The organism is Sediminicola luteus (assembly GCF_002514735.1).
In the GTDB taxonomy this organism is placed as follows: Bacteria; Bacteroidota; Bacteroidia; order Flavobacteriales; family Flavobacteriaceae; genus HQA918.
In genome coordinates this window covers 135,779-155,448 of sequence record NZ_NBWU01000004.1, presented here as the reverse complement: position 1 = coordinate 155,448, position 19,670 = coordinate 135,779, and the positions used below count along the sequence as shown (strand labels likewise).

Sequence of the window (19,670 nt, the reverse complement as noted above, 5' to 3'; positions counted from 1 at the left end):
GTATTTTGATGTCTTCGATCAGATCGGCCGGAACATTGACCTTTTTATTCGTTTTATAATCGAAAATGGCGACTTCATGGGTTTAATGGCGACCAAACGCTCTTTTTTCTCACTGAAATAGTACGAACGGAAAACCACCCGATCTTCGCGGATCTCTTCGGTACGGGTACCGATATGTATGGTGTCCGGATACTCCAAGGGGGCAATATATTTTACCGACTGGAAGCCGAGGATGGGCGCATGGGCCATTTGTTCGGGATCGTTGGTAAAATAACCCAAGGCCAGAAAATAATCGATACGGGCGGTTTCGCCCCAGCGCACGTAGGATACGTTGTTTACATGGCGGTAGGCGTCCATTTCGCCCCATTGTACCTGAATGGTAGTCTTTACCTTAAAGTCGTTTATGGTCATATCATTTTCTTTTGCGAGCGCCCTTCATTTGTTGGAAAAGCTCCTTGAAAAGGCCCCGGGCGATCAGTAGTTTCATAATCTCATTGGTACCGGCATAAATACGGGCTACCCTATTATCGGCATACATACGGGCAATAGGATATTCCCACATATAACCATAGCCCCCGAACAATTGCAGGCATTCGTCTACCACCTTGCCGTGCATATCACTGGCCGAGAACTTGGCCATGGAAGCACTTTCGGCGGTGAGGGTATGCTCGTGCATGGCCAAGATACATCGATCTACAAAGGCTTGGTGCAACTGTAATTGGGTTGCGCACTCGGCCAATTTGAATTGGGTATTTTGAAAAGCCGCGATGGGTTGTTTAAAGGCGGTACGGGTACTGGTGTACTCTAAGGTGTCGGTAATGGCACCCTCTGCCCCACCGATAGCGGCAATAGCTACCGAAAGGCGTTCGCGGGCCAATTCGGTCATCATGATCTTAAAGCCAGCCCCCTCTTCGCCCAAAAGGTTTTCTTTGGGGACTTTTACATTATCGAAGAATAGCTCACAGGTATCCTGGGATTTCATGCCTATCTTCTTGAAAGGAACGCCTTTTTCAAAGCCTTCCCAAGCACTTTCCATAATCAACAGGGAAACGCCTTCCTGCTCCGTACCCGGATGGGTCTTTACGGCCACAATGGCCATGTCGCACATATAGCCGTTGGTAATAAAGGTCTTTTGTCCGTTTACCAGATAGTGGTCGCCCTTATCTACGGCCGTGGTTCGAATGGCTTGTAGATCCGATCCGCAATTGGGCTCGGTCATACCAATGGCAGTAATCATTTTTCCGGTAGCCATTATGGGTAGGTATTTCTCCTTTTGTGCCTGGTTACCCCATTTTAAGATGTAAGGGGCAATGATATCGGAATGCAGTGAGAAACCGGGTCCACTGATGCCTTTTTTCGCCATTTCCTCGATCAAAAGGGCGCTGAAACTAAAATGGAGTCCGCCCCCACCGTATTGTTCGGGCATATCGATACACAACAGGCCCAATTCCCCGGCACGTTCCCATACTTCACGGCTTACCATTTGATCCTTTTCCCACTGGTCTACGTGGGGTTCGATATCGGTCTTAATAAAATCTTGGATCATTTCCTGCATCATTTTATGCTCTTCCGAGGCATAGATGCTACGTTCCATCAATACATTTTGTAACATAAGGTGGGCTTTTTAATTTTTATAGAATACGCGGGCTTCGCCAGCGGATTTGATGCGTTCTTTTAAACTTTCGGGCAAGTCGAAACGTTCCCCGTGTTTTAGGGCCAAGTCATGGGCCGTGGCGGCAAAGGCCTCCCCTCCAATATAATCGACATATCCCATGACACCTCCGGTGTGGATCGGGAAACCGAGCCCTAGAATGGAACCGACATCGGCATCTTTGGGGGCCTGCAATACGCCGGAATCCAAACATTTGTAGGCATCGATTACCATGGCGAACAATAATCTGTGGCCAATTTCGGCTTCGTCATAATCACTGACCCTTGGGAAAATCTCTGCCCATTGTGGCCATAGGTACTTTTTACCACCTTTGGGGTATTCGTAAAAGCCTTGACCTTCTTTTTTACCCGTACGGCCATAGTGCGATACGATCTTGGCGATGGTCTTTTCGAGCTGTTTCTCATGGGCCGTAAGGTTGGGGTCTTCGCCCATGATATCGAGCATCAGTTTTAGGTTCACCTCGTCTGAAATGGCCAGGGGGCCTACGGGCATACCAATTTTCTTGGCCACATTTTCAATGACCGCTGGCGGAATACCTTCGGATAGCATACTGATGCCCTCATTAACGAACTTGCCAAAGACCCTAGAAGTAAAGAAACCTCGGCCGTCTTTAACAACGATGGGTACCTTACGTATTTTGATAACATAATCTATGGCCGCGGCCAAGGTGGCATCTGAGGTTTGTTCGCCGACGATTATTTCCACCAGTGGCATTTTGTCTACCGGTGAAAAGAAATGTAGTCCGATGTATTTATCGGGCTTCGATGATGCTTTCGCCAAGGTGGTAATGGGAATGGTAGAGGTATTGGAAGCGTAGATCACTTCTTTTCCGATTACCGCTTCGGTCTCTTGGGTTACCGTGTTCTTTAATTTTTCATTCTCGAAGACGGCTTCTATGATCAGGTCACAATCGGCCAAATCGGCCACCTTATCGGTGGGTTGGATATTGCCCAATAAGGCTTCCATTTTTTCGGGGGTGGTCCGCTTTTTCTCCAGTTTTTTGGCTTCGATCATTTGGGAGTATCCTTTACCTTTTTCGGCATTTTCCAAGGCGGTATCCTTAAGTACTACTTCTAATCCGGCCTTGGCGGAAACATAGGCGATTCCGGCACCCATCATACCGGCACCCAGCACCCCGACTTTACGGTATTCGGCTTTTTCAAAACCTTTGGGCTTGCCTTTACCCTTGGCCGCATCGCCGATAAAGATGAAAGAAGAACGGATAATGTTCTTGGTCTCTTTGGTAAAAAGGGTGTCTACAAAGTAACGGGCTTCCAGCTCCAAGGCATTGTCAATGGCACAGCCGGCACCATGGTATAGCGCACTGAGCACATTTTTGATATGTAGCATATTCCCATGGGTGTTTTTATAGGCCATGGCATTGGATACACTATAAAATTCGGTGATACCCGAAACCTGTCCGACCCCAACGGGCGTACCCGGAATTTGGTATCGCTTTACGTCCCAGGGCTGTACTACGGCTTCGGTTTGGGCCAAGATCCAGTTTTTGGCTTTGGCGATAATATCTTCATCTGGGGCACAAACGGCATCGATAAGGCCGTCCTTTAGGGCCTGTTGGGCCGTCAGTTTCTTCGATTGGGTAATGTATTGGATGCTTTTTTGTACCCCGATCATCCGTAAAAACCTTTGGGTTCCACCGGCGCCGGGGAAAAGTCCGATCGAGCATTCTACCAAGCCCATTTTGTTCTTGGGGTGGTCGGTCATTATGCGATGGTGACAGGCTAAAGCGATCTCTACCCCTCCACCCAGGGCCAAGCCGTTCATGGCGGCAACAATAGGTTTGCCCCCAGTTTCCATACGGCGCATGGCCTTGTGGGTATCCATAAGCATCTCAAAACAGTCGGCTTTGCTTTGGTCGTAGTTCAAAAACCATTTAAGGTCGCCCCCGGCGATAAAATCCGATTTGGCCGAGCCTACTACTATGCCTTTTACGGCAGCATCGCCCAAGGCTTGGTCCATAACAGAAAAGAATTCGGCCATGGTATGGGCGTTCATGATATTTACGGGTGAACCGGCCACATCCCAGATTATGGTGGCTATTCCTTGGGGGTCTATGTTGTATTTAATGTGTTCCATGCTAGTTTTCGGTTAGATGCGTTCAATAATAGTGGCGATTCCCATGCCCCCGCCAACACAAAGGGAGGCCAAGGCAGTGTTTTGGTCGCGTCGTTCCAGTTCGTCTAGAGCGGTACCCAAAATCATACAACCCGTGGCCCCAAGCGGATGGCCCATGGCTATGGCGCCCCCGTTTACATTAACGATACTGTGATCTACCTTTAGGTTTTCCATAAGGCGCATGGGCACTACGGCAAAGGCTTCGTTGATTTCCCATAGATCGATATCACTGGCTTGCATTCCGGCCTTGTTCAAGGCTTTTTTGGTCGCCGGGGTCGGACCTTCGAGCATAATCAAAGGCTCAGAACCTATAATGCTTCCCATTTTAATGCGGGCTCTAGGTTTCAGGCCTAACTTTTCGCCAACTTCCTTATTACCGATCAGCATCATGGCGGCCCCATCTACGATTCCGGAAGAGTTACCGGCATGGTGTACATGGTCTATGGCCTCTATTTCAGGGTAGGTATCCAGAGCAGTTTGGTCAAATAACATATGACCCATTTTGGCAAATGCAGGCGGTAAGGCGCCTAAGGCTTCCAAAGTGGTATTCGGACGAATATATTCGTCTTCCGACAAATGGGGCATGCCGTTAACGTCTATTACGGGAATTAAACTGTTATTGAACAGGCCTGCTTCCCTAGCGGCGGTGGCCCTTTGTTGTGAACTTAGGGCGAATTGATCCAAATCGTTTCGGCTATAGCCATATTTGGTAGCGATCAAATCTGCAGAGATTCCTTGGGGTACGAATTTTCCAAAGGCCGCGTCAGGTTCCATTACCCAGGCCGACCCATCGATGCCCATGGGAACCCGTGACATAGATTCTACCCCACCGGCGATGATCAAATCGCTCCAGCCGGATCGTACCCGGGCGGCCGCTTGGTTTACGGCCTCTAGTCCGGAAGCGCAATAGCGGTTTAAGGAAACTGCTGCTAAATGGTCTCCGTAGTCGGCCATCTGTGCGGCAACTTTGGCTACATTACCGCCTTGTTCCCCAGCTTGGGTTACACAGCCCAACACTACATCCTCTACCAGTTGGGTGTTTAAATCGTTCCTTTTTTTTAGGGCAGTCAAAAGTTGGGTCGCTAACTGTACCGGACTGACTTGCGCCAGACTACCTGTTTTTTTTCCGATTCCCCTTGGGGTTCTTACGGAATCGTATATGTATGCATCCATAGTTTTCTGGAATTTTTCTTATTTTTGTGACCGAGTGGTTACAAATAAAATCAATTTTACGGATTTGACAAAATTTAAGGTGTCATTTTAAGATTGGTTTTATGGATTCCATCTACGATTACGAAATATAGACTTTAAAGGAACCAATGAAAGATAATCAATATATATGCGAAGCGCGCTTTTTTGACTATTCACACCCAGAAGTGGCCCGGGTTTTAAATGAATTGGAGGTTGATACGGGTATGACCGATAGAGAAAAGGCCGTGGCCATTTATTATTTCGTACGCGACCATTGGGCCTATTACCCCTACCGATTCAGTTTCATTGAAAAAGATTGGATGGCCTCCAATTTAGTGGTTCGCAAACAAGGGCACTGTATCGATAAGGTAATCATCATGATCGCCTTATTACGGGCCCATAAGATTCCGGCGCGCTTGGGCTTGGCCAAAGTACGTAACCATATTGCGGTGGAACAGATTGTGGAAAAGTTTGGAAACGATGTTTTGGTTCCCCATGGGTATATAGAGATTTGGTTGGAAGGGAAATGGGTTAAAGCCACCCCGGCCTTCAATAAAGGGCTTTGCGATATGTTGGGGGTACACCCCTTGGAATTCGATGGTACCAACGACTCCCTTTTTCAGGAGTATGATGTAAAAGGCGAAAGGGCCTTTATGGAATATATGGAAGATTATGGGGCTTTTGATACGGTTCCTTTAGCGTTTATGCTGGAACTATTGCAAAAATATTACCCCCCGATCAAAAAAAATAACGTAACATTGGGAGAAGTTTTGGACTTGTCAAGGCTTTGATTTTGTCCGAAATCATGGGATTGAGCATAACTAAGTAGGGAGCATTTTGTATGAAAAAAGATAGGGCGGCAACGGAAGAGAAGATTTATCAGGCTTTTTTAAAAGTCTTGGAAGAACGCGGACCACAAGGGGTGGGTATCAATGCCATCGCTAAAACGGCTGGGGTATCGAAAGAGTTGATATACCGTTACTTTGGCGGACTCAAAGGCCTGTTGTTGCAATACGCCCAAAAAGGGGATTTTTTCAAAACTATTTTAGATATAGATCAAGAACAGGAAGGTAGCCTCGATGCCCTAAAGATCTTTACCCAAAAAGGTACCAAGGAATTGCGAGAAAATGCCCTTAGCCAAGAAATTCTAAGATGGCAACTCTTAGAGAATAACGAACATACCAAAGACCTCTTTAAATTTACCAATGCCCAAATCGGCAAAGCTTTTCCCATGAACGGGAAAGATACCTCTTTGACCCAAGCCCTGAACCTAATGATAGGGGGTTATGTCTATTTTACCCTGCTTTCCAAGTTCAACAAATACTTTATCAATACCGATTTAAGTGACGAAGCCACTTGGGAAAAGTTCGATTCGGTAATCGCCCGAACTATAGAATTATTCAAGGAAGGCGAAGTATAAGCTTTCTTCCAACTGCTATTATTACTGTAGCGATAAGGCCGAGAGGTCCATATTTTTCTGCTTCCCCCGAAGCGATTGACTTCCTAGGGATTCGATTTTGAACTCCGGACCCAAAGCTAAATGGGCCAGCATTTCATCAGAAATTAAAAAAGAGACTCCAAGACCATTGCAACTGGCCTGTATACGGGCTGTAGTATTGATTACATCGCCATGATAGGCCAGGTCCCTTTTGGTACCCCCTACCTCTGCCGCAATCAAGGTGCCACCATGTAGGCCTGCTTTAAATACTGGGATGGTCCCATATTTTTTTTGGTAATAGTTGGTTCGAGTTTCGATTTGTTCCCTAAAGGCAAAAAATAAGGCCACACAATTATTATCCTTTAGACCGGAGTCGTAGGCCCAAGTCAATACGGCCTCGTCGCCAACATATTGATAGATATCCGCATCGAATTTCTGATAGACCGCATTCAGGTCAAGAAAACAATCTTGAATAAACCTACTGTATTTGTAATGCCCTAGGCGTTCCGCGATTTCCGTGGATGATTTAAGGTCGATGAACAAAAAGATCCGTTTGGTCTCCTTGGGGGTACGGTAACTCCCCATCATCAATTTGTAAAAGACCCCGGGCCCAAATTTGTTGTTGATGATCCGGATGAGTTCAAAAACGAAGGAGGCCACCATAAAGAATAGAATGCCCACCCAAAACACTTCGCTTTGGCGCCACCAACCGATCTTTATCTCTATGGGCATGTTTATATAGTCATCCATCAGGGAAAGAAAGCCTGAGAAAAAAATGACCAAAACGACAAAATACACCAGAATTTTACTCAAGGTAAGTTTCCACAGGGGAAAACGCTGTACCAAATACAACTGAAAGCCATATTCGATTATAGCATAAAGAGATCCCATGGTGCCTCCGGCCAAGACACTGATCTTTAAACGATCCCACCAAGTCAGTTTTGCAGCCACCCGGTTTTGGCTACCATATACCTCGGGGCCATTGAGTTGCATCATTTCGAAAAACAAGTACGCAAAGGTCCAAAAGAGTACTGATTGCCAGAGAAACCGCAAAAATTCCTTCCACGAAAAATGCATAATTAAAAGGTCTTGTAACGTTTAACGTAAAAATCGGATAGCTACTTCAAAAATAGTATAACCATTCCATTTTAGACTATACCCATAACACTTTAAATGCTATCTTGAGGGCTTTAGAAAACAGGGGCCAACCCAACTAATGAAAACTTTGACTTTTAATAAAAATACACTCTGTATACAGCTACTATTGACTATTGGATTTCTTATAGGATGGCCAGATTACACGCATATTTCTGCCCAATCCCAACAGAAACAGGCTGTTGAGCTTAAAGTGATGACCTGGAATATCTGGGGTAAACTGAATTTGGAACCTAAATATGAAATTGAAGGTGTTAGTGCCAGGCAACGCGTAATCGATATTATTAAACACAGTGGGGCCGATATCGTTACCATGACCGAGGCTTATGGTTCGGCAGCCGACATTGCCAAAAGCCTGGGGTTTTATTATTACACCCCAAAACCGGATGCCAACCTATGTATTTTTAGCCGTTACGAACTCGTAGATTTCGGAACACTTCATGGGCTATCCCCCTTTTCCTTTATCGCTGCTTCGGTAAATTTACCTAACGGGAGCAAGGTTCGGGTGTACAATATTTGGCTTACCAGTGAAGGCAGACATATTGTGGAGATTAAGAATAAAAAGGTGTCCGACTCGGTATTTAATGCTGGCGATACGGTACGTTACCACCATTTGAAGCAGTTGTTGGACCATAAAGAGTTTAAAGAAGATTGGCAGCGAAGAGATATGGTTCCATTGATCGTCGCAGGCGATTTTAATTGTGTTTCCCATTTAGATTATACCGAAGCCACCCGGAAACGAAAGCTGAATTATGGTAGGATTTTAGAGGCCGAAACTTCCATGGCCATGGCCGATCTAGGTTTTAGGGATACGTATAGGTCGGTTCACCCAGTGATTAATGAAGATAATTTGGGTTATACCTGGACCACCGTGGGTACCGACTATACCTATGTGTCCGGGGAAGGTTTTATGCCCGTGGCCGAACACCCATCGCCCGAATATCAAAACCCGTATACGCGTATCGACTATATTTTTGCCACCGGCACCAAAATACAGGTTATGGAATCACGAACCATTACCCGACATTTTCAAGATAACACCCAACGATTTCCGTTGTTCCCTTCTGATCATGGTGCGGTTTTGACCCATTTTAGGGTGGAATAGTTAACTGGTTTCAAGGAATAAATGGAGTATCAAACAATGAAATAAGAAATGGATAGAAGGAAATTTTCCACCACTGTGAGTAAGGGAATCGGCGCTATGTTATTACCCACTACCCAACTTTCTTTTACGCCGAAGTCCCAAACAGGGGCCCGGGACCTGCAATTCGGTATTATCACCGATGTGCATAAAGACCTTATGCCCGATGCCGATGCCCGTTTGGCAAGTTTTATAAAAGAGGCCCAGGCACGGGAGGTTGATTTTATAATCCAATTGGGGGATTTTTGTATGGCCAAGCCTGAGAATGATGGGTTTATGGCCATTTGGAACCAATTCAAAGGGCCTAAGTACCATGTTTTGGGCAACCATGATATGGATGCCCACTCCAAAACCGAAATGTTGGCCTATTGGCAAATGCCCCAACCTTATTATTCTTTTGACCAAAACGGCTTCCATTTTATCGTGCTCGATGCCAATTTTCTTTATAAGGATGGTACCTATATAGATTACGAAAAGGCCAATTTTTATATCGATGGTAAATACCGCACTTTTATCGACGAGGCCCAGTTGAAGTGGCTGGCCCAAGATCTTGCGCAAAACGAATTACCTACATTGGTGTTTTCGCATCAAAGTCTATGGCATTATGAATGGGGGGTTAAAAACAGGCTGCAGGTACAACAACTCTTGGAGGCACATTCCGAAAAGATCGTCTGTTGTTTAAACGGACATAACCATATCGATTTCCATCATCAACTGAATGGTATCGATTATATTGAAGTGAACAGTGCCTCGTACCATTGGATGGCCCCGGCCTATAAGAATACCGAACGTTTTCCGAAGGCTCTATATGAAAAGCATAAATATTTATCGCAAATGGCCACCTACCAAGATGCTTTGTTCGCTTTTGTACGATTAGATCCCCGAGGGAAAATGGAGCTTCAGGGTACCAAAAGCCAATGGGTAGCCCCTTCACCGGAAGCCACGGGAATGCCTTTGGCACCTTTGGGGAATAGGCCCAGCCCGGAAATTTCGGACTATGGGATTCCGTTTTCCTAAGAGGTATACATTTCCTTTGTTTTCAGAGATATTGGTCCTCGACGGATTATGCCTTATAAAGTAATACCAGACAGCTTTTGTTGTTTCGTTTTGTAGTTTCGCCAGTGTTTTTTAAGTCATGTATTCATTTTCAATTTGTTTACTTAAGGAAAAACATAGTATGGCGAATACAGCGGTAAATAAGAAGGCGGCTAAAATCCTTATTGTTATTAAAGGTTTTCCCCAGAATAAATCTCCAATAAAATAGGTTATGCCAATGGCTAATAAAAATGTAACTATTCCAAGATATTTTAAAAACTCCTGTACTTTATATTGAAATTGATGCTTTTTGGCCAATAGGGTATAGTGTCCAAAACAAATACCTCCAAATACTAGGTTTATAACCAATGCAGTTAGCGATACGATGAATTCAAAAAAAGTAATTTCAGGAGAGGTGTAAACCCCGCCTTTACCAAACTGGACAAGCAGTATTAAAAATGCGATAATTCCTATGGTTAGAAAAAGAATCGTTAAAAAAAGAAGTGTGTTTTGGATTAATACGGATGATGGTTTCATAGCCATTTAACTACCTTTTTTGTATTTGGTATACTTACTATCTTTTCTAGTCATATCTTTTTTTACCTCTACTGTTTCATTCTTATCGGATACCCGTTTTAGTTTGTATAGAAATGTATCACTAACATTTCCCAGAAATAATGTATTCCCATCTTCCGAGATCTCCCGTACCACAAATTTTTGCCAGGTAAATTTAGCTACGGTTTTTAGTTCCCTCATTAAAATAATAATCATGTCACGATTAAACATCATATAGCTAACGTCGTAATAATCGTTCATTTGGGGTAAACCGGCACCTTCAATTTCGGCAACTCCGTTTTGTCCAAAAGTCCAAAGAATACTGTCCTTTGCATAATTCGTCTCGCCACTCTCTTTTTTACACGATTCAACCTTCCATTTTCCGGGAATGGTGGCTTTAGAGAATTTTAGTGTCGGGCCTTTTTGGGCCACACCCAGATATATGGCCATTACTAGGGTTACTAGGGTAAGTACTGTTTTTTTCATCGTTTTATTTTATGTGTTTCTATTAATTGCTTAGTTGTTTGTAAAAGAAAATTAAAAGTGTATTCTTATAGATTATGGTTTTGTGTTAATTATTTGATTTTAAAGTGAATAAGGTGATTTCCGATTGGGTGCCCAAACGGTTGGGAATATCCCAATAACCAGTACCTTGGTTTATATAGAGGTACATATTATTTATTTTATATAGCCCTTTAACATATTTATGTGCGAAGCCAATTAAGAGGTTAAATGGGAAAAATTGGCCGGCATGTGTAAGGCCAGATAATTGTAGGTCTACCCCAGACATTGAAGCAAACTCTAGGTTTTTAGCTTGGTGGGATAAAAGTATTTTAATAGAAGCCGGCGATTCACATGAAAGGGCTTTGGTAATATCGGGAATTGGTAAATCCCTGCTTTCCGCAATATAATCGGTAACACCCGCCAATAAAACTTGGCTTCCTTTATGATCTATGATCTTATGCTCGTTTTCTAGCATCGACACTCCCAGCGCATTGAGCTTTTCGGACCATTCTTTAACCTGTCCCCCATAATATTCATGATTTCCTAAAACACCGAAGACGCCATATTTGGCCTTTAACCTACCAAAATCATCCAAAATATTATCTTCGTCTGGTAGCACCATATCCGCAAAATCCCCAGTAATAACGATAATGTCAGCTTTTTGGCGGTTTACGGTTTCAACCACTTTTGGAAACCAGTTTCGGTTTTTGGCCCTAGACAAATGAATGTCGGATAATTGTACTATGGTTAAGTCTTTAAAGTTGTTGGCAGAAATAGGTATTTGAATTTCTATAATGTAGGGCGTTAAGGCTGCCGAATACCCAAGTATCGATAGTGCCAAAGAAATAATCGGTACAGAAAATAGAAGCCCTTTTTTCCATTTTTCTGAAATCAATTTCTTTTTAAAAATTTTGATCAAGAGCCACGCTAGGTCTTTTAAAAGTGTAATGCAAAATAATAGCGATATAAAACCCAACGAGAAATAACTCCATTTTTCAACAGGTTTAAACCAAGCGTAGTCTAAATATTCCAGTTGTTGGTAAGCTGGGTAAGATAACCCCAGCAATAGGGTAATGGATAATGCGGCCGTCTCGAATTGCTTAGATAACCTTAAGGGTAATATTAGCCTAAATGACAAGTAGGTTATTCCAAATATCAAAACTATGAATATCGTAAAATGAAACATATGTTTGTTTTTGAGGGAATGTCTTGGCCATATGCCTATTCCGTTATTAAATCTGTGATCGGATCTTAATAAAATCGGTAATGACCTGGCCTATACTTTTTAAAATTGCCACAGGTTCTGTGAAATACAAAACTAAAATGGTGAACTACAATATTGTAGTTGTGTATGCACTACGCTTACCACCGTTTTAGTGGCTAGTAACAGTGTTTATTCGTTGGTGAGGCTGCCATAAATTGTTAAGAACCTTAGGCCTGGCTGCTGAAACTTATTCTTAGGACATTATCGTACACCCATACAACCATGTCATTGACCATTATCTTTTGGCGTACATTAGATTGCGCTACAAATTTGCCTGAAATGTTTGATTAGATGGAATTGATTAAGTTTTGGGCCGTTATATGTTTATTGGTTTTAGGAACCTTTAAGGCCACAGGTTCAGATAATGCCGGAAAAGGTGAAATAAAGGGTAATGTTAAAGACAAACTAACCCAGACCCCTATAGAATATGCGACTATAAGCCTAACCAAAAAGGATGATCCAGGGTTTTTAACAGGCACTATAAGCGATACCAATGGTAATTTTAGTCTGCGAGGCTTGGAAAATGGAAGCTATGATGTTAAAATTGAATTTATTGGTTTTGCACATAAACTATTGAAAGATGTTCAAATTAATTCCGATTCGATTGACCTGGGAACCATATTCTTAGAAGAAGATAGGGAACAATTGGATGAGGTTGTTGTATTATCACAAACGAATGAGGTAGAATACAAAATTGACAAAAAAGTTGTCTCGGTAACCAAAGAGCTCACATCGTCTTCTTTAACCGCCGTAGAAGTTTTAGAGAACGTTCCCTCTATTCGAGTAGATTTAGAAGGTAATGTTTTGTTACGGGGTAGTAGTAGTTTTGTAGTCTTGATCGATGGAAAGCCTACTGTTTTAGAACCCAGTGAGGTGCTCCAACAAATTCCGGCTTCCAATATTCAAAACATAGAGATAATAACCAATCCTTCTTCTAAATACCAACCCGATGGTAGTGGTGGTATAGTTAACGTGATCTTGAAGAAGAATAAAATCAAAGGTACATCTGGGTTAATCAATGCACGTGCCGGGTCTTTTGGCTCTTTCGGTGGCGATTTTCTACTCAATTACAATAAAGAAAAATCTAACTTCTTCTTAGGTGCAGAAGTCAGGGAAAGGAATAGCCCCAATGAATCACAAGCCCTTAGGCGCACAACTGATAATGGTACCGAAACTACTATCGCTTCTTCCGGATTAGGAGAACGTACAAGTAAAGGGTGGAGTTTTAGAGGAGGATGGGACTATACCTTAAATGCCAATAATACGTTTTCTTTAGAGGGTAGAATTGGGTATAGAAGGTCATTGGGCCATTCCAATGCAGAATATATTACATCGCAAAATTCTGCGTTACCACAGCTTATAGAGCTATCGGACGGTCATTGGAAAAGAGGGGGCATATACACCAATTTTACTGGAAATTTCGTCCATAATTTTAGTAGGGAAAATGAGAAATTAATGGTTCAGGTAAACTATGGTATTGGTGATAATGATGAAGAAAATACGACTTTTTTAAGAAATGGAAATACCAAGGAAATTGAAAGTGGGTTCTCAAATTCTGAGATGGGCCCAAGTGGGGGCTGGGAAATTCGTTTAGATTATACCTTGCCCTTACGCAATGAATCGCTACTTGAAGCTGGAAGCCATATTAGACTCAGAAAGATTACTGATGATATTAGGATATATGAGTACGATTTAGATACTAATGCATTCGCCATTCAACCCGATAAAAGTAACGATATAGATTATTCAAGAGACATTTATGGGGTATATGGGGTATATAAGGGGCAACAAGAGCAATGGGGCTATCAATTAGGATTGCGCTCAGAATATACTTATAGGGAAATAAAGGCTTCGACCGATCCTGCAACCTTTAATGTAGATCGCTTGGATTTTTTCCCAACACTACATTTGTCCCTGAATGTAAACGACGACAATCAGTTAATGACCAATTATACCAGACGTATAAATAGGCCTAGAAGTTGGTATTTAGAGCCCTTTGTTACTTGGTCCGATCTTTTTAACGTGCGTCAAGGTAATCCGGATCTTTTGCCCGAGTATATCGACGCTTTTGAGGTAAATTACATTAGAAACTGGAAAAACAGTCGACTTTCGTTGGAAACCTATTACCGCATAACCCATAATAAAATCGATCGTATAAGCTCAGTCTATCAAGAAGGGGTTATTTTAGCAAAACCCGATAATATAGGTACTGACTTTGCCCTTGGTCTTGAAGCCATGTACAACATAAAAGTCATCAAATGGTGGGAGGCCAACCTTAGTGGTAACCTATTCGATTATAGAATTAAACGCGAGATAGAGGAATCGGGCAATCTTGGCGATAACTCTTTTAATTGGAACTTAAGGTTTAGTAATATTTTTTACCTGGGTTTAAACTGTAAACTACAATTAGATGGTAGTTACTACTCCCCTTCCGTTTCAGTTCAAGGTGAAGAAAAAGAGTTTTATACTATAAATATGGGGGTAAGGAATGATTTTTTCAATCGTAGATTATCTGCTACATTTCAGTTACGCGATGTGTTTGCCACAGGAACAAGGGCCTCCGTTGTACAAACCCCAACTTTGTATAATTCTTCAAAACAATTTTCAATTGGGCCCGTACTTTCCTTAAATCTAAGCTATAGGTTCAATAATTATGAAAAAATAGAGCGTAAGGAAACCGAAATGGAAGCATTTTAAAGCAAGGGAAGCTAATGTTTAGAAAGGCGAATATAAAATTGATAATTAGATCGGTATTACTTGTTGTATTAATGTCGGGTGCCACATTGGTTTTTGACGATATTCAACGCCTTTATGGCTACGTACCATTACACTATATTATCTCCTGTATTTTGCTGGTTGTTTTTTATCATCTTTTTTATTTTAAGTTAACACCGCAATTACTTCTAAAAGGCAGTGTTTTTTACTATTTGCTCGCTGTGGGATTTATTACCATAGTGTATCTTTATCTGCCAATATTAATCTGTTCGCTTTTTCCTGACACGCCCTTTACCATATCTTTTTTAGAACAAGACCTGTACCGACAAGCAAAGATTAGGTTTGCTTTGTTAATGTATTTGGCTTTGGTCTTGGGTTCGAGTATTTTGAGTAGCTTGGCAGATGTGCAAAAATCGAAGGCGCGCTTAGAGGCTGAAAAAACAAAAGCTGAATTAGGCCTTCTTAAATCTCAAGTCAATCCCCATTTTTTGTTTAACTCGTTAAACAGCATTTACTTTTTAACCTCTACTAAAGACGACCGGGCACCAAAAGCATTAATGGCCTTGTCTGATATGATGCGATATGTTTTAACCGAACCCGGGTCAGACTTGGTCCCCCTTGGTAATGAGATAAACTATATAGAGAAATATATTAGTTTACAAAAGCTTAGAATTCCCAATCATACAGTTGTAGATGTAGTAATAGATGTAGAAAACGAATCTTTACAGGTGGCTCCAATGTTATTGATCCCATTTGTAGAAAATGCCTTTAAATATGGGGTGAGTACCATTCAATCTTCCCAAATTTTTATTCAATTTACCGCTAATGCCAATCGTTTAAAATTTCTCGTTAGAAATCAAATTATTCCAAAAATAGAGAAAACCGATGGGGTGAATATTGGCATTAAAAATGTAGCCCGTCGGTTAGAACTTGTTTATCCTGATGCCCATGTTTTGGATATAAAAACAACTCAAGGTTTCTATGAGGTGAAATTGGCGATCGATCTAAATACTAGCCTTGGTTGATATGATATTGAATAATAAAACAATCTACGGCATGGCTGTAGATGACGAACCTTTTGCCTTAGAAATATTAAAATCTTATTGTGATAAAATTCCTAATGTCGGGTTGAAGTATAGTTTCGCAAACCCGCTAGAGGCAATTCACTATATTAAAAATGATCCGCCGGATTTTATACTCATGGACATTAATATGCCTGATATAAATGGAATACAATTAGTGAAAATGTTTCCAGATATACCGCCAATAATCTTTACTACTGCCCACAGTGGCTTTGCCGTTGAAAGCTACAATATATCTGCGGTAGACTATCTCTTAAAACCTTTCGATTTGGAGCGGTTTAATCAGGCGATTGTTAAAGTTCGAAAACATATTGCCCTAACTAAATTGCCGTCTTTGCAAACAAATAGGGAAGCGATTCAGATTAAGGTTGAATATAAAAACGTTAAGATTTTCCATGATGATATTCTGTATATACAGGCCATGGATAATTATGTGAAAATTTATACCTCCTCACGTTTTTACCTTACCCAACAAAGCATGAAAGGCATATTAGATAATTTGCCGCAACATAGATTTTGTAGGGTCCATAAGTCCTTTATAGTATCTATAGACAAAGTTTCTAATTATTCTACCAAAACCATACAAATTGGTTCGGTTACCTTGCCCATAGGTAGAAAATTTAAGGAAGCATTTTTAGCTTACTGTAAGTAAAACCAGCAATACATTTTACTCCCCTACCCTTTCTAAATGAGTGTCAAACACAAAAGTTTTATACCCAACGTCTGCGGCTTTTTTTAGGCAGTTTCAAGGTCTTCCCACTATTGATAAAAAATACCCCCGTAAGCAATACGATGGCTGCGATTATGGTGGTTCCGGTTATCTTTTCATCTAGAAAATACCAACCAAGGATAATAGCCACAATGGGGTTGATGTAGGTGTTGGTAGCCACTTTTTCAGGGGATACCTTGGTTAAGAGGAAATTGAAGGAAGTAAAGGCGATAATACTTCCAAAAATAATCAAGGCCACTACAGAGAATACCACTTTACCACTCCAGTTTTCTGGGGCAGAAATCGGTTCTTGCAGGGCGAAACTGGCTATAAAAAGCATCAATCCGCCAACCAACATCTGATATCCGGTATTGATAAAATAGTTCTGGGGCAAATCGGCTTTGCCAACAAAAAGGCTGCCATAGGCCCAACTGAGCATGGCCAACAGAACCACGAAAAAGCCGATTAGGGCCCCTTCAGAGGTGACCAGCTCATTTTGGGAGGCTAGAATAAATATTCCGGCGATGCCCAAAGCGATGCCGATTAACGACATAGACGATATCTTTTTACCTTGTAGGGCCCACATCATTAAAAGCACGATCAAAGGCTGGGCCGATATTTCCAACGCCACAAAACTACTATCTACATATTGCAGGGCCCAAACGGCCAGTCCGTTTCCAAAGGTGAGAAATAAGAACCCGGCGATTATGGTATTCACCAATTGCTTTTTGGTGATTTTTAGGGAATGCCCCATCAATTTCGCCAAAACAAAAATAAGGAGACCCGCTATAGTAAACCGGATGCCGGCCAAAAGGAAGGGGGCAATTTCGGCTACGGCGATTTTATTCAGCATATAGGTAGAGCCCCATATGATGTAGATGGCCAAAAAGGCCAAGATTACCATAAGATTGTTCGAACGTGTAGCCATATTAGGTATCCAGTCTCTTTATATCTTTTGTTAAATCTAATTTTCTAAATTTCGGTGAAGCCAAAGTAGTGATAATTACGGTGATCAAGGTCATGCTACCACCAAATACCACAGCGGTAACCGTACCCATCCATTTGGCGGTTAGCCCGCTTTCAAAGGCCCCAAGTTCGTTCGAAGAACCTACGAACATAGAGTTTACGGCCGCTACCCTACCCCGCATGGCATCTGGGGTCTTGAGCTGTAAAATAGTCTGCCGGATTACCATGGATACCCCATCGGTGAGTCCGCTTAAGAAAAGCGCAAAGGCCGAAAGCCAAAATGAGGTCGATAACCCGAAAAGTATGATGGAGAGCCCAAAACCAAAAACAGCCCCCAAAAGTTTGAGTCCGGCCCGTTTGCTTACCGGAAAATAGGCCGAGCTAAACATAGTAATCAAGGCTCCAACGGCCGGGGCGGCACGTAAAATACCAAAACCTTTGGCCCCTACCCCCAAAATATCGGTAGCGAAAATGGGGAGCAGCGCTATGGCCCCACCGAACAAAACGGCGATCATATCCAAGGTCAATGCCCCTAAAATGGCTTTGTTGGAATAGACAAAGGTCAACCCGGCCTTTAAACTTTGAAAAACGGGCTCGCCTATTTTGGTGTTCAACACCGGTTTTTCGGGAATGCTATACAAGCAAACAAAGGCCAATAGCGCAAAGGCCACGATAACCGCCATGGCAGCGGGTACGCCTAACCAATGTATGCCAAACCCCGCCAAGGCAGGGCCTAATACCACGGCCATTTGCCAAACCGAGCTACTCCAGGTGGCGGCATTCGGATAGGCTTGTTTGGGTACGATCAAAGCTAATAATGAAAATATACCCGGTCCCACAAAAGCCCTTATAATACCGCCTACGAATACCAAGGCATAAATGCCGTATAGACTATATTGGGTGCCCAGCTGCGCCAAAGATGTGGGGAGGGTCAGCATGAACAAGCCTGCACTTATAGCCATAAAGGCTGCTATACACCATAACAGTAAGCGGCGCTTTTCGCGTTGATCTACGATATGGCCCGCAAAAAGGGCCAAAGAAACGGCCGGAATCACCTCCATAAGCCCTATAATTCCTAGTGATAGCGGATCTTTGGTAAGGCGGTACACCTCCCATTCTATGACCACGAACTGCATAGACCAGGCAAAGACCATAGCGAACCGCATCATTAAAAAGCGGTTGAATTCAGGAAAACGCAATGCGGCGTAGGGGTCGTTTTTTGCCATGGATTTTTAATATGGTAAAGTAAAATTAGCGGATTCATTATTAGTGCGATTTCCTTTCCTATAGCTTTTTGTGATAGGGCTATCATTTTTCATTTTAAAAATTGATTGGTGGCGCTACTTTTTGTCTCGAACTTTGAATGGCAGCTAATGTATGGGGTACCCCATCGAAAAAACCGGATGTTATGAAAATCAAAGCCTTGACCTTGTATTGTGCCGATTTACCGGGACAGACCCATTTTTATACCACAACTCTAGGCTTGTCCTTGGTTGAGCAGCAAGAAGATTCGGTGGTTTTTGATATAGGGGATTCGCGCTTGCGATTGATACGTTCCGCTGGGTTTACCCCCTATCATTTTGCCATCAATATTCCGGCGAATAAAGCAAAGGAAGCCCACAGGTGGCTGGCAGGCAGGCTGCCTATTTTAAAAGATGGTCCCCATGAAATACAGGATTTCCAAAAATGGAATGCCCAAGCCATTTATTTTTATGATGCCGATGGGAATATCGTGGAATGTATTGCCCGTAGAAACCTTAGGAACGAGAGTCAACGGCCTTTTGATGAGTCCGCTTTGCTTAATATTTCAGAAATCGGTGTCCCGGTTACCGATATTGCCCAAACCTATAAAAGCCTGCGATCCACGGTAGATCTGCCTATTTACGATGGTAGTTTTGAACGTTTTTGTGCCATGGGTGATGAAAACGGATTGTTCATTGGTATAAACAAGCACATCAAAGATTGGTTCCCTACTGGGGATACGGCTTATAGCTCAACCTTTGAAATCGAGTTTGAGGAACAGGGCATCAGTTATTCTATGGATTTTAAGAATGGGGTGTTGAAAGGGGCAGGGAATACTAGTATGGGATAATGTTTTTCATACTTC

At 42.5% G+C, this 19,670-nt stretch carries 18 protein-coding genes; 8 read left to right on the top strand and 10 right to left on the bottom strand.

What is annotated here, in order from left to right:
* Positions 1-18 precede the first annotated feature (18 nt).
* Genes B7P33_RS13015 through B7P33_RS13000 form a run of 4 tightly spaced genes read right to left on the bottom strand, consistent with a single transcriptional unit; the run spans position 19 to position 4,981 of the window.
* On the bottom strand, positions 19-411 hold the full coding sequence (locus B7P33_RS13015) for an acyl-CoA thioesterase (protein WP_245871794.1): 393 nt from the start codon (positions 409-411) through the stop codon (positions 19-21).
* Position 412: 1 nt separating this feature from the next.
* A complete protein-coding gene (locus B7P33_RS13010; RefSeq protein WP_097442458.1) occupies positions 413-1,612 on the bottom strand; it encodes an acyl-CoA dehydrogenase family protein in 1,200 nt (399 codons plus the stop codon).
* Positions 1,613-1,624: 12 nt separating this feature from the next.
* A complete protein-coding gene (locus B7P33_RS13005) occupies positions 1,625-3,769 on the bottom strand; it encodes a 3-hydroxyacyl-CoA dehydrogenase NAD-binding domain-containing protein (protein WP_097442457.1) in 2,145 nt (714 codons plus the stop codon).
* Between the two features lie 12 nt (positions 3,770-3,781).
* Complete coding sequence (locus tag B7P33_RS13000; protein ID WP_097442456.1) at positions 3,782-4,981, bottom strand: acetyl-CoA C-acetyltransferase; 1,200 nt, start codon at positions 4,979-4,981, stop codon at positions 3,782-3,784.
* Between the two features lie 146 nt (positions 4,982-5,127).
* Between B7P33_RS13000 and B7P33_RS12995 the strand changes: the two genes are divergently transcribed.
* On the top strand, positions 5,128-5,790 hold the full coding sequence (locus tag B7P33_RS12995) for a transglutaminase-like domain-containing protein (protein WP_097442455.1): 663 nt from the start codon (positions 5,128-5,130) through the stop codon (positions 5,788-5,790).
* A 50-nt stretch (positions 5,791-5,840) separates the two neighbouring features.
* On the top strand, positions 5,841-6,419 hold the full coding sequence (locus B7P33_RS12990) for a TetR/AcrR family transcriptional regulator (protein WP_097442454.1): 579 nt from the start codon (positions 5,841-5,843) through the stop codon (positions 6,417-6,419).
* Positions 6,420-6,440: 21 nt separating this feature from the next.
* On the opposite strand, the gene B7P33_RS12985 is transcribed toward B7P33_RS12990, so the two are convergent.
* Complete coding sequence (locus B7P33_RS12985) at positions 6,441-7,514, bottom strand: adenylate/guanylate cyclase domain-containing protein (protein WP_097442453.1); 1,074 nt, start codon at positions 7,512-7,514, stop codon at positions 6,441-6,443.
* A 139-nt stretch (positions 7,515-7,653) separates the two neighbouring features.
* Here B7P33_RS12985 and B7P33_RS12980 point away from each other — a divergent pair, with 139 nt between their 5' ends.
* Complete coding sequence (locus B7P33_RS12980) at positions 7,654-8,697, top strand: endonuclease/exonuclease/phosphatase family protein (RefSeq protein ID WP_097442452.1); 1,044 nt, start codon at positions 7,654-7,656, stop codon at positions 8,695-8,697.
* Positions 8,698-8,745: 48 nt separating this feature from the next.
* Positions 8,746-9,750, top strand: coding sequence for a metallophosphoesterase family protein (locus tag B7P33_RS12975; protein WP_097442451.1), 1,005 nt, complete (start codon positions 8,746-8,748; stop codon positions 9,748-9,750).
* 111 nt (positions 9,751-9,861) lie between these two features.
* Here B7P33_RS12975 and B7P33_RS12970 read toward each other — a convergent pair whose 3' ends face one another.
* The 3 genes from B7P33_RS12970 to B7P33_RS12960 all read right to left on the bottom strand — a co-directional run bounded on the left by B7P33_RS12970 (position 9,862) and on the right by B7P33_RS12960 (position 11,746).
* Positions 9,862-10,311, bottom strand: coding sequence for a hypothetical protein (locus B7P33_RS12970; protein WP_097442450.1), 450 nt, complete (start codon positions 10,309-10,311; stop codon positions 9,862-9,864).
* Positions 10,312-10,809, bottom strand: coding sequence for a hypothetical protein (locus tag B7P33_RS12965; protein WP_097442449.1), 498 nt, complete (start codon positions 10,807-10,809; stop codon positions 10,312-10,314).
* Positions 10,810-10,894: 85 nt separating this feature from the next.
* Positions 10,895-11,746, bottom strand: coding sequence for a metallophosphoesterase (locus B7P33_RS12960; RefSeq protein WP_172435942.1), 852 nt, complete (start codon positions 11,744-11,746; stop codon positions 10,895-10,897).
* Between the two features lie 636 nt (positions 11,747-12,382).
* Here B7P33_RS12960 and B7P33_RS12955 point away from each other — a divergent pair.
* Genes B7P33_RS12955 through B7P33_RS12945 form a run of 3 tightly spaced genes read left to right on the top strand, consistent with a single transcriptional unit; the run spans position 12,383 to position 16,540 of the window.
* Complete coding sequence (locus B7P33_RS12955; RefSeq protein ID WP_097442447.1) at positions 12,383-14,788, top strand: TonB-dependent receptor; 2,406 nt, start codon at positions 12,383-12,385, stop codon at positions 14,786-14,788.
* A 14-nt stretch (positions 14,789-14,802) separates the two neighbouring features.
* Positions 14,803-15,831 carry a sensor histidine kinase gene (locus B7P33_RS12950; protein ID WP_097442446.1) on the top strand — a complete coding sequence of 343 codons (1,029 nt, stop codon included), beginning with the start codon at positions 14,803-14,805 and terminating at the stop codon, positions 15,829-15,831.
* Between the two features lie 31 nt (positions 15,832-15,862).
* The gene (locus B7P33_RS12945; RefSeq protein ID WP_172435941.1) at positions 15,863-16,540 is read left to right on the top strand and encodes a LytR/AlgR family response regulator transcription factor; all 678 of its coding nucleotides are present in this window, start codon (positions 15,863-15,865) and stop codon (positions 16,538-16,540) included.
* 58 nt (positions 16,541-16,598) lie between these two features.
* Here B7P33_RS12945 and B7P33_RS12940 read toward each other — a convergent pair whose 3' ends face one another.
* Together B7P33_RS12940 and B7P33_RS12935 are read right to left on the bottom strand one after the other, a co-directional pair.
* A complete protein-coding gene (locus B7P33_RS12940; RefSeq protein WP_097442444.1) occupies positions 16,599-17,525 on the bottom strand; it encodes an EamA family transporter in 927 nt (308 codons plus the stop codon).
* A 1-nt stretch (position 17,526) separates the two neighbouring features.
* Positions 17,527-18,789, bottom strand: coding sequence for an MFS transporter (locus B7P33_RS12935; protein WP_097442443.1), 1,263 nt, complete (start codon positions 18,787-18,789; stop codon positions 17,527-17,529).
* A gap of 182 nt (positions 18,790-18,971) precedes the next feature.
* On the opposite strand from B7P33_RS12935, the gene B7P33_RS12930 reads away from it, so the two are divergent.
* The gene (locus B7P33_RS12930; RefSeq protein WP_141402477.1) at positions 18,972-19,655 is read left to right on the top strand and encodes a VOC family protein; all 684 of its coding nucleotides are present in this window, start codon (positions 18,972-18,974) and stop codon (positions 19,653-19,655) included.
* The last annotated feature ends 15 nt before the right edge of the window (positions 19,656-19,670 follow it).

What these genes read in the sequence shown, in the direction of transcription:
- B7P33_RS12935 (WP_097442443.1), bottom strand. Translation starts at nt 18,789, where the DNA reads ATGGCAAAAAACGACCCCTACGCCGCATTGCGTTTTCCTGAATTCAAC.
- B7P33_RS12930 (WP_141402477.1), top strand. Translation starts at nt 18,972, where the DNA reads ATGAAAATCAAAGCCTTGACCTTGTATTGTGCCGATTTACCGGGACAG.
- B7P33_RS12990 (WP_097442454.1), top strand. Translation starts at nt 5,841, where the DNA reads ATGAAAAAAGATAGGGCGGCAACGGAAGAGAAGATTTATCAGGCTTTT.
- B7P33_RS13010 (WP_097442458.1), bottom strand. Translation starts at nt 1,612, where the DNA reads ATGTTACAAAATGTATTGATGGAACGTAGCATCTATGCCTCGGAAGAG.
- B7P33_RS12955 (WP_097442447.1), top strand. Translation starts at nt 12,383, where the DNA reads ATGGAATTGATTAAGTTTTGGGCCGTTATATGTTTATTGGTTTTAGGA.
- B7P33_RS13000 (WP_097442456.1), bottom strand. Translation starts at nt 4,981, where the DNA reads ATGGATGCATACATATACGATTCCGTAAGAACCCCAAGGGGAATCGGA.
- B7P33_RS12975 (WP_097442451.1), top strand. Translation starts at nt 8,746, where the DNA reads ATGGATAGAAGGAAATTTTCCACCACTGTGAGTAAGGGAATCGGCGCT.
- B7P33_RS12970 (WP_097442450.1), bottom strand. Translation starts at nt 10,311, where the DNA reads ATGGCTATGAAACCATCATCCGTATTAATCCAAAACACACTTCTTTTT.
- B7P33_RS13015 (WP_245871794.1), bottom strand. Translation starts at nt 411, where the DNA reads ATGACCATAAACGACTTTAAGGTAAAGACTACCATTCAGGTACAATGG.
- B7P33_RS12950 (WP_097442446.1), top strand. Translation starts at nt 14,803, where the DNA reads ATGTTTAGAAAGGCGAATATAAAATTGATAATTAGATCGGTATTACTT.
- B7P33_RS12940 (WP_097442444.1), bottom strand. Translation starts at nt 17,525, where the DNA reads ATGGCTACACGTTCGAACAATCTTATGGTAATCTTGGCCTTTTTGGCC.
- B7P33_RS13005 (WP_097442457.1), bottom strand. Translation starts at nt 3,769, where the DNA reads ATGGAACACATTAAATACAACATAGACCCCCAAGGAATAGCCACCATA.
- B7P33_RS12965 (WP_097442449.1), bottom strand. Translation starts at nt 10,809, where the DNA reads ATGAAAAAAACAGTACTTACCCTAGTAACCCTAGTAATGGCCATATAT.
- B7P33_RS12945 (WP_172435941.1), top strand. Translation starts at nt 15,863, where the DNA reads ATGGCTGTAGATGACGAACCTTTTGCCTTAGAAATATTAAAATCTTAT.
- B7P33_RS12995 (WP_097442455.1), top strand. Translation starts at nt 5,128, where the DNA reads ATGAAAGATAATCAATATATATGCGAAGCGCGCTTTTTTGACTATTCA.
- B7P33_RS12980 (WP_097442452.1), top strand. Translation starts at nt 7,654, where the DNA reads ATGAAAACTTTGACTTTTAATAAAAATACACTCTGTATACAGCTACTA.
- B7P33_RS12985 (WP_097442453.1), bottom strand. Translation starts at nt 7,514, where the DNA reads ATGCATTTTTCGTGGAAGGAATTTTTGCGGTTTCTCTGGCAATCAGTA.